The following is a 13,464-nucleotide window of genomic DNA, read 5'->3' on the forward strand; positions in this document are numbered from 1 at the left end:
TCGTTCAGCGGATGCGCTGGGCCAGCGCCGCAGGGTGGTCCGCCGGCAGTCCGTGCCGCCGGCCGCCCTGCAGGAGCAGCACGTTCTTCTTCTCCCAGTCGCCCAGCGCCTGGCGCAACGAGTCGATCGCTGTGCTCTCCGCGCAGCTACCGACGCTGCGGCCGCAGGAGCACTTCGAGGCCGCAGCGTCGTGGTGTAGCGCCGCGATGCGCCAAATCCCCGCCATCGCCCAGTCGATCTGACGCCGGGCGAGCTCGGTATTGCGCTCGGCTCGCTTGACCAAATCGTTTTGCAGCAGGACCCGCACCCCGTCGATTCCAGCCGAGAACTGACCGGCGACGATGGCACTGAGTTCGGCGACGTGGTCGCGCAGGGCGGTCAGTTCGATGTCGCGGGCGATGAGTAGGGCATCCGTTTCTGCCGTGTACTCCCGCTGCGCGTTCTGCGCAATAGCCCAGCGCGCGGCCCACAGGCGCACGTGCTCGAGGTCGCGGCGCTCACTCTTCTCGGCCCCAATGTGGTGCACGCACGTCAAGCAGACCACCTGGTCGCTCAGCGACGTGAAGTGAAACGGCTGCGGCGCGAGGCAGCACAGGCAGGCCACCTCAACGTCGACGTGCAGCGGATGCGCGTGCGTCACTGTTGCTCCCACCTCACTGTTGATCCTTCGAGAATACCGGTGCCACGTACGTAGTCGGTGCGCTGCGTGACGAGGCAGCAACGTTTCACGAGCACGACACCGTACAAGGCTGCACGCCGTGGATCGTCAAGCGCCGCCGGACCATCTCCGGCGATGACCACCGCGGGTGAGGCCGGGTGGCGAATCTCAGCACCCGTCGGCTCCGCATGGGTCGACGTCACGGTCACCTCGCCTGGCGTCATTAGTGGCGGCAGGCAATTCGAGGAAGTTCCCAGTGAAAGCATTCTCGATGGCCTGATGCCCGAAATGTCATCGGCGCTCGAACCGATCGTCCTCGAAGGATTGGTAGAAGGCGAGACCACTCCGCAGGCACGTCGTGAGGATGGCCCGCCCTCGCCGCTCTTCTTCTCTCTCGGCCAGACGCTCTACGGCGTCTCCTCCGACGGACCAACCTCGGTCGCCGAGGCGATCATCGCCCAAACCCGCTGATAAGGGGACTCGAGCAACGGTGATCTTCCCACCCACCGTGGTCTTCCCAGAAAGTGAGGGAAGCGTCTTACGTGCAACGTTCATCGCCTGGTTGCTCCTGAAGACGGTGGATAGACACACCTACTCCCTCGACTGCGATGACAGCTGTCGCCCGTTTGGCCGAACCAGCCATGCCACATATGCACTAGCCGCGAAGAGAGCACCAAGCGCGGTGGGAATCCAGGCCTGGATCGAAGCGTCCGAACCGAGGCTGGCTGGCTGGCAGCAGCAATATTAGAGAGGCAAGCACAACGGTGAAAATACCAGGAACCGCGGAACGGATCGTTTCATCGTGCCACCACCATAGTTGAAGCAGCCTATGACGGCCGCAATCGAGGCGCCACCCTAACGCCATGCTCGCTCCTATTCGCCAGCGCGTCACCACTCTCGCCGTCGTTCTTGCGGTCGTCACCGGACTGCGCGGGTGCGGCCCGGTGGACGCCGGCAGCGCCGCTGGAAGCGACTTCGCCAAATTTCTCGCTAGCGAAACCGACGTCGTCGACGTGAGCATCGTGGCGACTAACGTTTTGCCCTTTGCCGGCTCCGCGGATGCCACCGTCACCCTGTCTGACGTCTCCGACGATCGCCTTCGGGAGCTGATGCACCTTATCGGCGAGTACGACGCAGCGCAGGAAAAGACCCTCGCCAAATTGCCGGCGATCCAGGTGATCACCGGAGGCTTCACGCTCCAGGTCGACAACATTCGGGCCGACAATGAGCAGGTGCTCGACCTGTATTTCGACCTGCGGGCGACCCCCAACAGCGCCGGCGGCGTGGTCGGCCGCGACAGCGTGCGCGGCAATGTTGCCAGCGCTGACCACCTCATTGAGGCCTACGACGCCACCGGTGCCCTTCTTGATGACGACACCTTGTTCACTGCCGCAGAGCTCTCAGCGGCAGATTCTTCCGGCCGGTTCAGTGTTTCCGGGGGTGTTGAACGAATCCGGCGCGACGCCACTATCGACGCATTCGCCATCGTATCGGCCGCCTTCGATCTGGCCGGCGCCACTCTCACGAGCGACGCTTTCGGCCTCAAACTGCAACGGCAAGCGGATGTCGCACCCGCGACCGCCTTCATTGAGTCCCTGCCCGACGTGGCGCGTCTCGGACTCGTCACGATCACATCGGGCCTGGTCACGCAGAGCGGTGAGGGCGATTTCACGACCGTCAACGCCATCATCGACCAGCTCGGAGATGTCGATGGCGTGATCGAGATCTTCGTGTCCCCGAACAGTCTCTGGTTCATGGTCGAATCCGTCGCCGCCGCGCAGGGCATTGACGTCCTGCTCGCCGACATCCCCACCGCCGCTGGCCTCAAGTCTCTCCAGTACCAGATCGCCGACGACGAGACCACCCTGCTGGTCGAGGGCACCGACCCGGTCGATCGTGCGCTCGCTTTAGCGGCGGCGGCATCCCTGCTGGCCGACGACTTCGTCACGAGCGTCGAATTCTCGGGCGTCGACGCCCGGGTTGTCGTGCAGAACTCTACCGGTATCGCCGAGTTCGCCCCACTCGCCCGCGCGGCGCTGGTTCCGGGCAGCACCAACTGGATCAGCGCGTATGACGGCGGCTTCTTCCAGCTGATCTTCGAGGCCACCACGCCCCTGACCGTGCTCCCACCGCGGTTCGAGACCGACGAGACCGACCCGGCCGCCGCGGCCGCGTTCGTCACCGCCTGGAACGCGGCATCGCACGGTTAGGGTTTGAGAGTGCCATCTTCGACCACGCCCACCGCCACCCGCGAATTCATCGCCGGGGCCGCATTTCTCGGTCGCGGCCTGAGAATGTGGATCACCTCGCCGCGCCTCATGCTGCTCGGCGCCCTGCCGGCGTTCATCGTCGGCATCGTCTACCTCGCCGGGATTGTCGTGCTGCTGGTCAACATCGAGACGATTGCGGCAGCGATCAGCCCGTTTGCGAGCGGCTGGGGCGAGCCGTGGCGCACGGGGATGCGGGTCGTGGCCGGCGCTGCTGTCGCGGCCGCCGGCATCCTCTTATTGGCGTATACCTTTGTGGCCGTGACGCTGCTGGTCGGCGACCCCTTCTATGAGCGCATTTGGCGCCGGGTCGAGACCAACCTGGGTGATGCGCCGGTCGAAGAGGCGCGCGGCTTGCTGCGCTCCGTGGCCGACGCCGTGCGGCTGGTCAGCCTCGCCATTCTGGTCGCGATTGCGCTGCTGATCTGCGGTCTGATTCCCGGTCTCGGGCAGCTGCTCGTGCTCATTCTGGGCGCGCTGTGTGGCGGCTGGATCCTCGTGCTCGAGCTGACCGGCTTCGCCTTCGATGCGCGCGGCTTCACCCTGAAACAGCGACGACGGATGCTGCGCGCCCGCCGCGCGCGCAGCCTCGGTTTCGGCGTACTCACCTATCTACTGTTTCTGATTCCGGGAGCTGCCGTCATCGTCATGCCGGCAGCCGTGGCTGGCGCTGCCATGCTCAGCCGCGACGTTCTCGCGCAGACCGCCGCTTAGCGCTTGCGGTGAATGATGCGCCCACTGCGGGCCGCGACGGCTCGAACGACGAGGGGACGCGCGCCGATCCAGACCGCGGCCATGAGCAGGAGCGAGCCGACGAAGATCCAGACGCCGGTCCATCCGTCGTCATTGCGCGCAGCATACATATTGTTGAGGTTGGCGCGGGCGCCGGTCGTGAGCACGAGGGTCACATGCACGAGGATGAAGGCCACGAAGAAGATCAACACCGCAGAGTGCAGTTTGCGCGCTACCGGCAGGGGAAAAACCCGGTCAAGTCTCCGAAACCGCGCGGACAGGCCCGGCGACATGCGAAGTCCGGTGACAAGCGCGACCGGTGCGGCGATGAAAATGACCACGAAGTAGCTGAGCAGTTGCAGGGCGTTGTAGTGCGCCCAACCGTTGTCGGCCGGCCAGTTCAACGAGGCGTATTGCAGGCCGGCCGACAGTGCGTTCGGAAGGACATCCCAATTCGTTGGCACGACCTTCAACCATTGGCCGGTGGCAAACAACAGCACGTAAAACACGATGCCGTTCACCAGCCAGAGCGTGTCGAAAACGATGTGCTGCCAGAGGTCGAGGGTGATTCGAATCGGGGGGTTCTTGGTGCGAAACAGCCCGGTGTTCGTGCGGGTCCAGAAAATGTTCGGGCGTTTGGTTGTGCGCACCTGCCATCCGGTACGAATGACGAACAGAATGAAGAAGGCGTTGAGCCCGTGCTGCCAGGCCAGCCAGGCCGGCACTCCAATCGGGGTGGCGGCCGCGTGCGTAGAGACGCCGGGATAGCTGCGCAGGAAAGACTCGATGGGCCCAACGGTGCGCAGTCCGTGTGCCACGAGCGCGACGAGGGCCAGCGCCACCAGAACGGCAGGCACGATCCAGACCAGTCGAAGCCACCGACTCGGCTGCACTGCGCTCGCCCGGGAGGCACCCGTCGTCATCCTGATCCGTTCCCGCGCTGGCAGTTTTCCGCAGCGTCCACGCTAGGTTACTTGTCCATCGGGCCGGGGTGCCGGTCGCTGACGCGCTAGGTCACAAACCCTCAGCTTTCCCTCGGTAAACGAGGTGTTTGATCGCGCACGCCAGGATCAGCAATTTCATACTGACCCTGCCCCCGTTGGGTGCACACCTCACCAGAGAAAATGTTCACGTAGGAAAGACACGCAGGGAGTTCACTCCTGAGTACAAAGACGAGGCCGTGAAGCTGGTGATCAACACCGGCAGGGCAGTTGCGACAGTGGCCCGCGAGCTCGGCATCAACGAGGCTTCGCTGGGCTGATGGGTCAGCGCTTTCAAAGCCCGAAACAACACCGGCGAGACCGGAGTCACCGAGTCTGAACGGGCCGAGTTGCTCCGGTTGCGAAAAGAAAACGCGGACCTGAAACTTGATCGGGCTTTTCTAAAAGAAGCGTCCATCTTCTTCGCCCAGGAACCGTCGGATACGGGCGCAAAGCGTTCGAATTGATTGGCGTAAGAAGACCAATTTCACCATCACCCGCATGGTTCGCCTGCTTGAGGTGTCCCGATCCGGCTACTACGTCTGGCTCGACCGGAAACCATCGGACCGCATGATTCGGCGGGAGGACATCGAGCAGAAAGTGACGTGGTTCCACGGCGACTCCGACGAGGTCTACGGAGCCCCGAGAGTCCTCGCCGACCTCCGTGCCGACGGGAAACCATCTCACGCGAGACCGTCGCCAAGACCATGCAACGCCTCGGATTGGTGGGTATCTGTCCGAAGAAGTGGAGGACCACCACGATCATTGACCACGCCGACGCTTACCCGGTCGACGCGGTCAAACGGGAATGCGACACCGGGGCGCTGAACCAGGTCTGGGTCGGCGATATCACTTACCTGACGACCTGGGAGGGATGGGTCGACTTGGCGACCGTGATCGACGCCCACAGCCGCCGAGTAATCGGCTGGGCCATCGCCGCCCATACGAGGACCGACCTAATCGATTCCTCTCTTACACTCGTAGGGTCATCCCGGGCTGGTTGCGACCGGCCAAACCTTGACCAGGTTCAACGCTGCTCGCAGCTCCACCCAAGATAGCCGCCGCCCCTGGCGGCAATACCGTTGCCAGCAAATGCAATATCTACCGATTGCCGTCATCGCAGACCGTGCTGCGCAGAGTCTTGACTAGCCTCAAGTAGATGGTGTCGCCGGTATTCTGAGTCTATTTTGGCCCAGGTCTTGATCCATTAAAGCTCAGGCACGATCAAAGTTTCCACGTTGAAGATCTCCGAACGGAGCATCTTGTGACGTCGCAGTTTGGCGCTCGCTTCTGAGGTTATCTGGCTGCAAGGCCTTGTGTTCAGGGTCGCCACGAGCATGCGTTTGTACTGGACGAACTTTCCGCCACGTCCGCACCGATGTCATTAAGTCGTTTTGGGGACTCCTCCTGGCTAAATCCTTACAGCAGATACGCGCACGAGCGACTGCAGACGATACTTAGTACCGCTCGGTGTAATACGGGTAAGGCGGGTAGACATATCCCATTCCCCAATAAGGCAAGAACCCGTAGTAACCATAGGTGTCATGAAAGAAGACGCTGTCTTCAACGAGATCGGGATCATAGGGTGGAGAGCCGGCCACGGTGTCTGTCAGTAGATTCAGGTGGACGTCTTTATCGTCGATATGGGTGATAGCGTCGACAGGGATAAAGGACTTACTTTTGCCAAGACCCATGAAACCACCCGTGGCGACTTCGAAGAATCGGACTTTCTCTTCACGCTCGTCGATCAGGAGAGCGTCCACTTTCCCGAGGTTGTTGCCGTCCTTGTCGAAAACTCGGTGCCCTCGGATATCGGAATCCGTCGCGGCGATGGTCTTATTGGTGTCCTGTAACCGAACGAGCTTGCTGCGCTCTGTAGATGTCATGATTCATGTCCTTTCAATCGATTGTACGAGTGAGAATTACAGGGAAGCGTCTAAAAAAGAGGGTTGCACAGCGAAGGTGCTTTATCGATGTTTCCTAGGCTTGTCTTGGACAAGCAGTGGAGGGTCTCGGCTTCTCTCCACTCGGCGGCTGGGCATCTTGATTGAGTGGCGACCGCACGGTTGCTCATTTTAGAGTCGGTAGGAAAGTTCACACACAACACCCTCTCGGCGCAGTACTGACATAGTGCGCTGCCGAGAGGTGGAGCCATATTTAAAGAGTATGACTAAAGGTCTACCCGGTCAAGGAGCCGAATTAAACCAAAGAAAAGCTCTGCGCGACTCCTTTATGGCCTTATCTGTAACCCCTGCTTCTGCAAATCTATGAAACGATTGACGGATATAAATTCCCGATGTCTATTCATCAACGTGCGCCCTCGATATTTCGGCTCGTATGCTATCTGCGTACCGACAGCCAGTCGTGGATATGATCGACCCCTCTTGTGGCCGACCCGATACGCAACTAGATCAATCGACGCCGCATCGACCACGAGGAAACCGTGCTTGCCGGTCGGCCTGTCACAAAGTGTAGGTACTCTTTGTGAGTCGCGATTTTTTCCGGTATGCCTGGGAAAAAGAGCCGTGGTCTGACCCAGCGAAGAGCGCGGTGACAGCGGGTTCCAACGAATGCAGCGTCTACCCGATTTCGGCCTTGTGGAAGGTACTGAGCGTCGAAGTCCCGATAGCGGGCTCAATGCTTTTACCCCTTCATTTTCATAGGGACCAGTGTCCGAAATGTCCGCGGCAGCTCAGTCCGTCTCGACCGGTTGCAGCCGAACGACGACCGCCTTCGAAGCCGGTGTGTTGCTCCCGTCGGCCGTGGAACCCAGCGGGACGAGCGGGTTCCCCTCGGGGAAGTAGGTAGCTGCACACCCGCGTGACGTCGGGAATGCGACAACCCTGAAGTTGCGCACGACCCGGTCGACGTTGTCAGTGAACTCGCTGTGCACATCAACGATCTGGCCATCTTCGACACCGAGCATGGGCAAATCGTCTGGATGGACGAAGATCACCTTCCGGCTCTTCTTGATGCCGCGGTAGCGGTCATCCAGGCTGTAGATCGTCGTGTTGAACTGGTCGTGCGCGCGCATGGATTGCAGTAACAGCCGTCCGGGTGGACACTCGATGTATTCGAGCTCATTGACCGTGATCATGGCCTTACCAGTTGGCGTGCTGAAGGTCCGTGAATCACGCGGTCCGTGAGGGAGGATGAAACCGTTGTCCCGGTGGAGTCGCTCATTGAAGTTGTCGAAGCCCTCGATCACATGTTCAATGTGATCGCGAATCGTGTCATAGTTCTCTTCAAACCCGGCCCAGTTGATGGGCCCATCATCACCGAATACCTTGCGTGCGATCCGGGTGACGATTGACACTTCGGAGAGTAGCTTGTCCGAAATCGGCTTGATCTTGCCTCTGGTCGCATGGATCGCGCAGACGGAGTCTTCAACAGAGAGCATCTGCGGGCCCCTTGCCTGGATGTCGATCTCGGTGCGCCCCATGGTTGGCAGGATCAACGCTTCGTCGCCCACCGTCAGGTGGTTACGGTTCAGTTTCGTTGAGATCTGCACGTTGAGACCCACAGAGCGGAATCCTGCTTCGGCCGCTGCCGTATCTGATACCGCGGACACCAGGTTGCCGCCCATGGCAATCCACACCTTGGTCTTTCCTGCGAGCATCGCTTCCACTGCTTGAACTGTGTCGAAGCCGTTCTTGCGGGGAGGATCGAAGTGAAATTCTTTCTGGAGGGCATCTAAGAATGCTGGGGGCATCTGTTCCCAGATGCCCATCGTGCGATCGCCTTGCACGTTACTGTGTCCACGGATCGGCGAGGCGCCTGCGCCGGGCTTACCGATGTTTCCCCGAAGTAACAGGAGGTTCATGATTTCTTTGATGATGGCAACAGCGTCTTTGTGCTGAGTCAGCCCCATCGCCCAGGTGATGATGACCTTGTCTGCTTTGATGTATCGTGCAGCAAGCTCGTCGATCTCCTCCGTCGTGAGTCCGGTTGCTCGAAGAACCGAGTCGTGATCGAGCGTGGCGACATGTGTCTTGAATTCCTCAAGCCCCGCGCAGTGCTCCTCGATGAACTCGTGATCGAGCACTTTTCCGGGGTGTGCGGCTTCGGCTTCGAAGACACGCTTGGAGATTGCTTTCATCAGCCACCCGTCACCGCCGGCGCGGATCTGCACGTACTGGTCGGCAAGGCCGGTTCCGTGGCCGATGATACCTTTCACCTTCTGTGGGTTCTTGTAGCGGATAAGACCAGCCTCGAGGAGCGGGTTGACCGCAACAATATCTGCACCGGCCTCCTTAGCCTCTTCGAGGGCCGTGAGCATTCTGGGGTGGTTTGTACCAGGGTTTTGGCCCATGACGATGATCAGGTCCGCCTTGGCAAAGTCTTTGTAGGCGACTGTGTTCTTTCCGATGCCAATGGATTGGCCCATGGCCAGTCCAGTGGACTCATGGCACATATTGGAACAGTCGGGGAGGTTGTTGGTGCCCAGTGAACGGGCGAGAAGCTGGTAGATGAATGCGGTCTCGTTGGCGGTGCGACCACTGGTATAAAACGTCGCCTCGTCGGGAGAATCAAGAACTTTCAGCCGGTCGCCGATGAGCGTGAACGCGTCGTCCCAGCTGATCGGCTCGTAGTTGTCGTTGCCCTTCGGCTTGTAGACGGGTTCAATCAATCTCCCCTGCATGCCTAGCCAGTACTCGGACTTTTCCAGCAAGCTGCTGATGGAGTGTGCCGACCAGAAGGTCGTCGGAATAGCCACCGGCGTAGCCTCCCACGTGACGGCCTTCGCCCCGTTCTCGCAGAACTCGAACGTCTTTCGGTGATCCGGATCCGCCCAAGCACAACTCATACAGTCGAAGCCGTCCTTCTGGTTCATATCCGTTAGCAGCTTCAGACTGCGACCAATGCCCATCTCCAAGAAGGCCGGTCCCATGGAATGGGTGACCCCCGGCACCCCGGCAGCCCACGTCTTCGGGTCTCCAATCAGCATCTCAGTGGCATCTTCGTTGATATCCTGGATCGGCGCTTTAGCATTCATATCGCATTACTTCCTTTCAACCTCGCTGGTTTTTCGACGACGTATTTATCGCCGGAATTGATCACCATCAAACTTTCCTGAAGAAGTCCTCTAATACCATTCCCCCTCAGACGTCAGTTCGACGGCTAAGAAGGGTGGAGCCAAGACGCTGGCCAACATCGAAACGCTGGCCATCGTGGCCTTGTGCGTCAATTCGACGCTCGTCCGGCTCGACATCGTGAGCACCGTGTCTCGAAAAGACAGCCTGTTCTGCGCGCAGTTTGTCGAAGCCTGCCGCCAAAAACCCGGGTCGATTATCATTTCGTCGGCGCTTATTTCATACACAGACGACGTACGCACCACGTCAACGCTGGTCTGACCACGGACACCAGAAGAATTCGTGGCGTAGAAATTGAGTTCCAGACGTGGATTTCGGTGCGAACACCAGTGGCCAGCACGTCATCGAGAACGCTATACGTATTTAGCCGCTCTACAGCGGACCCGGTACAATGTCGAGCCGACGCAAACTGATCACCTCCGGCAATCAAGCCCCACGATACGAGGAAATCGGCAGCCACGTCATAGTCGTCCTTGAATGTGCGCATCGTCACCGCGTGAGGAATCCCGCCACCTCTGATCTCCAGCGGCATCACGCGAGTAAAGGTGTCCGCTTTCACGACTGACGACTCATTCACTCTAAAGCAGGCGATTTTTTGTCGAGTCAGTGTCCTACTCATATTTTTAGTCCTATCAGCTAAGTACGAACCATGCAAGTACTCGGTCCCGACCTGGGGTGGAATAGAACGATTCTTACTTTGTCGAGCTTGATAACATGTCTGACTCCCGTCCGGCCCAGATGAATCCTGGCCACACCCAGCCGTTGTCAAACCTGGTCCAGCGATGCCAGCCACGCCCCTGGTCCGTCCCAGCCGACACTCTTACCCGATTCAACAGTGTCTGAGCGGCAGGACTCACGAACAACAACGACGTTTTTAGAACTAAACGAAGACCCGAGTGCGAAAGATCGTATCGTCGAGGGAACGACAGAGCACCTCGCTCTAAGCCAGCGTCCTTGCGCGTCTGTATCTTCAGGGCAAGGGTGGAAGCGTTCGTGGTCAGAGCGATGCCGCTGTGCCGACCGTGGGAGCGTAGAGCGCGGCGAGCATGGCCACGAGCTCTTCGAAGCCCCTGTGCAGGAGCGGCTCTCTCGGTCACCGGATCTTCTTGATGCCTTAGGCCATCAAGACATAGGCCAGACGAGTCATCTCTGCGAAGGTCATCAGTCCTTCGTGTTCTATGAACGTGAGATCAGGCCGAATATTTCTTTGGCCGTGCAGTACACCCGATGAAAATTGCACCGGTCACTTGTTCATTTTGCGCAGGAATATCGGCCAATTTTCGAAAGAAACGCGTCGCGGTTCCCGAGTGTCGCCGATTGTCATCCCGCTAGTCCACGCGCCCGGAAAAGGTGTTTTACTTACTCCACGGGGACTGAAGCTTGTTCTTCCCGGAAGAGTCGCAGTCCGATTCCTGCAGCCACCAAGGCTGCCATCCCGAAGATCGTAAGTGCCGTAGGGAAGCCCATCACTAACAAGCCCTGAAAAACCAGGCTCCCCAGACCTAATCCGATGAACAAAACGAACGCCATCAGGCCTACAGCCTGCCCGATCGTACCGGGCAAATCCGTGACGATACCCCCCAGCAGGGGCTGCGTCATGTCGTACCCCAGAGACAGCGCGGCGATGGTTATGGCCACAACCGGTAAGGGCGCCTCGATGGCCAGGAGGAGCGCGCACACTCCGGCGATAAGCACCCCTGCCGGGATGATCTTCGCCCGGCCATAACGATCGGCTAGCTTCCCGATAATCGGGCCGAACAGGAATCCGGGAATCCCGTATCCGAGCAGCGCTAGACCAACCCCGATCGGGCCGAGCCCGAAACGTTGGACCAGGTACAGGCCAAGCCAGGTGTAGATCCCGGAGTGCAGCACGGCGTTGAGGAGCACATAGCTGTAGGTCCGCCGGCCTCGTGAGATGGACAGTAGCTTCCCGTAGGCCGCGATCACAGCATTCCACGGCGGCGCATCTCGGATCGTATGTGAGATGGGCAGCAGGAAAGCGGACAACACTCCGATTACCAAGATGCCTGCTGAGGAAACGAGGAACAAACCTTCCCAGCCGATGGTTGGTTCCGCCAGGGCGCCGGCGGTAGAGCCGACTGCGATGCCTCCGGCCATTCCACCGAACAATCACCCGAACGCTCTGCCGCGCTGAGCGAAGGGGACCACGTCACCGATCAACGCTAAGGAGATTGGGACGACTCCGCTAGCCGCCGCCCGCGTCACAAGACGCATCAGCATGAACATTCCGGCCGTGTCAGACAAGACTGTGCCCGCGGTGAGAGCGGCGAACGTCAACAACGAGCCGAGAATGATGGGACGTCGTCCGATCCGGTCGGAGAGCGGCCCCCATAGCAACGTCATTACCCCGTAGGGAAGCAGATAGGCCGGGACGGCTAGACCTATTGTTCCGGATTCGGTGTGGAACGCTTGCGCCAGCTGGGGCAGGATCGGGGCGACCATGAAGGCCTGCGAAAGTCAGAAACGCGGCCGCGGTGACCAGCGCGAGGAAACCACGGGGCGCCGAGTCTGAGACCGCGCCTTCGGCAGCGGCCATTGGCACCTTGGTCACGTCGGAATCGTCGGTACTCAACGGCGCACGCCATGTGGAAATGGAAGGCCGAACGCGAGGGCGCACACGGCCATCCTGATCGAGTCGAGACTAGACACCATCACGCGATCGGGGGCAAGAATAGTTCGTTGACGGTCGGCTGCTGGTATGCCAACGCGCGGCGTTGTATTCTGCGTGATCATCGTTCTTTCCCCGTAAATTGGCTTGTGGCCTCGACAGCTGCCATCGGCTTACCTGATGCAAAACCCACTACAGCTCGTGATGAAACGAATTGTAAATGCGGATGGCCGCATGCAAGCAGGCATCAACGATGGCTTCAACGATGCAGCGACTATTAGTCCAGTCGCGCCAAAAGTGAGTGTTTGGTGGGGAATGGACGCAGAGTAGTCACCATCTCATTCGATAAGAACAGGGCTGCCGTGGCTATGCCTCCGCCGTCCCGACGTGTGCCGCGCTACCTTCCGATCGTGCAAGTAGCGTGAGTGGTTAGGCCGTTTGTCGCGGAAGGCTCTGGTGAGTGCTGACCGCCAGGCGGTTCCACACGTTGATCGCAGCAATGGCCATCAACAGTTGCACAATTTCTTTCTCCTCGAATGATTTCTGCACCTGCCCCCATAACGAGTCAGACACGCCTCCGTTTCCGATGAGCGTCACCGCTTCAGTGAGTGCGATGGCGGCACGTTCGCGCTCGGAGTACAGACTCGGTGCCTCCTCCCATCCAGCTAGCACATCGAGGCGGCGCTGATCGACGCCCGCCGCTCGGGCTTCACGCCCGTGCAGATCCAGGCAGTACGCACATCCGTTGATCTGCGAAGCACGAATTTTCACCAACGCCAGCAGGGCTTCACCCAGGCTCCCCGCGTGGATGTATTTCTCGAGGGCGAACATCGGTTTGTAAGCCTCGGGATCGACGTCCCGGACGGAGAGTCGTTGCTCAAATGACATTATCGTTATCTTTCTATCTGTGTTCATGATGCTCTTACGTAGAGCAGCCGTTATCGTGCATGACGCGCGATGAAGTCCTCGATCAGATGCGCAATGGTGTCCAGCTGCTCATCCAAGGCGAAGTGCCCGGTATCGAGCAGGTGCAGTTCAGCGGAGGGAAGATCATCGAGGTAGGCTCGCGCGCCTGCCTCAGGGAAGAACTGATCGTTACGTCCCC

11 protein-coding genes and 1 pseudogene are annotated in these 13,464 nt (G+C 59.7%); 5 read left to right on the top strand and 7 right to left on the bottom strand.

Annotated features, from left to right (window positions below; translation table 11 throughout):
• Positions 1 to 4: 4 nt before the first annotated feature.
• Positions 5 to 652 carry a hypothetical protein gene (locus tag CXY75_RS08210; protein ID WP_146069410.1) on the bottom strand — a complete coding sequence of 216 codons (648 nt, stop codon included), beginning with the start codon at positions 650 to 652 and terminating at the stop codon, positions 5 to 7.
• 141 nt (positions 653 to 793) lie between these two features.
• On the opposite strand from CXY75_RS08210, the gene CXY75_RS08215 reads away from it, so the two are divergent.
• From CXY75_RS08215 to CXY75_RS08225, 3 genes are all read left to right on the top strand, one after another.
• Complete coding sequence (locus tag CXY75_RS08215) at positions 794 to 1,129, top strand: hypothetical protein (RefSeq protein WP_104082335.1); 336 nt, start codon at positions 794 to 796, stop codon at positions 1,127 to 1,129.
• A gap of 392 nt (positions 1,130 to 1,521) precedes the next feature.
• Positions 1,522 to 2,868, top strand: coding sequence for a hypothetical protein (locus CXY75_RS08220; protein ID WP_104082336.1), 1,347 nt, complete (start codon positions 1,522 to 1,524; stop codon positions 2,866 to 2,868).
• 9 nt (positions 2,869 to 2,877) lie between these two features.
• Positions 2,878 to 3,639 carry an EI24 domain-containing protein gene (locus CXY75_RS08225; protein WP_199182411.1) on the top strand — a complete coding sequence of 254 codons (762 nt, stop codon included), beginning with the start codon at positions 2,878 to 2,880 and terminating at the stop codon, positions 3,637 to 3,639.
• Here CXY75_RS08225 and CXY75_RS08230 read toward each other — a convergent pair.
• Complete coding sequence (locus tag CXY75_RS08230; RefSeq protein ID WP_104082337.1) at positions 3,636 to 4,580, bottom strand: cytochrome b/b6 domain-containing protein; 945 nt, start codon at positions 4,578 to 4,580, stop codon at positions 3,636 to 3,638. The genes CXY75_RS08225 and CXY75_RS08230 overlap by 4 nt on opposite strands.
• 128 nt (positions 4,581 to 4,708) lie before the next feature.
• Here CXY75_RS08230 and CXY75_RS08235 point away from each other — a divergent pair, with 128 nt between their 5' ends.
• Positions 4,709 to 4,918 carry a transposase gene (locus CXY75_RS08235; RefSeq protein WP_104082338.1) on the top strand — a complete coding sequence of 70 codons (210 nt, stop codon included), beginning with the start codon at positions 4,709 to 4,711 and terminating at the stop codon, positions 4,916 to 4,918.
• A gap of 426 nt (positions 4,919 to 5,344) precedes the next feature.
• Positions 5,345 to 5,695: a DDE-type integrase/transposase/recombinase gene (locus CXY75_RS21005; protein WP_104082339.1), complete on the top strand. Its 351-nt coding sequence runs from the start codon at positions 5,345 to 5,347 to the stop codon at positions 5,693 to 5,695.
• A 399-nt stretch (positions 5,696 to 6,094) separates the two neighbouring features.
• Here the strand turns inward: CXY75_RS21005 and CXY75_RS08245 are convergent, their stop codons facing one another.
• From CXY75_RS08245 to CXY75_RS08270, 5 genes and pseudogenes are all read right to left on the bottom strand, one after another.
• Positions 6,095 to 6,523 carry a PRC-barrel domain-containing protein gene (locus CXY75_RS08245; RefSeq protein WP_104082340.1) on the bottom strand — a complete coding sequence of 143 codons (429 nt, stop codon included), beginning with the start codon at positions 6,521 to 6,523 and terminating at the stop codon, positions 6,095 to 6,097.
• An 806-nt stretch (positions 6,524 to 7,329) separates the two neighbouring features.
• The gene (locus CXY75_RS08250) at positions 7,330 to 9,633 is read right to left on the bottom strand and encodes an FdhF/YdeP family oxidoreductase (protein WP_104082341.1); all 2,304 of its coding nucleotides are present in this window, start codon (positions 9,631 to 9,633) and stop codon (positions 7,330 to 7,332) included.
• Between the two features lie 90 nt (positions 9,634 to 9,723).
• Positions 9,724 to 9,933: a formate dehydrogenase accessory sulfurtransferase FdhD gene (locus CXY75_RS21010; protein WP_104082342.1), complete on the bottom strand. Its 210-nt coding sequence runs from the start codon at positions 9,931 to 9,933 to the stop codon at positions 9,724 to 9,726.
• Between the two features lie 1,156 nt (positions 9,934 to 11,089).
• Positions 11,090 to 12,193 (bottom strand): annotated as a pseudogene (locus tag CXY75_RS19445) (MFS transporter).
• Between the two features lie 595 nt (positions 12,194 to 12,788).
• Positions 12,789 to 13,274: a carboxymuconolactone decarboxylase family protein gene (locus tag CXY75_RS08270; protein ID WP_369826700.1), complete on the bottom strand. Its 486-nt coding sequence runs from the start codon at positions 13,272 to 13,274 to the stop codon at positions 12,789 to 12,791.
• Positions 13,275 to 13,464: the final 190 nt, after the last annotated feature.

The sequence above is a fragment of the Cryobacterium sp. Y11 genome, assembly GCF_002929535.1.
GTDB lineage: Bacteria > Actinomycetota > Actinomycetes > Actinomycetales > Microbacteriaceae > Cryobacterium.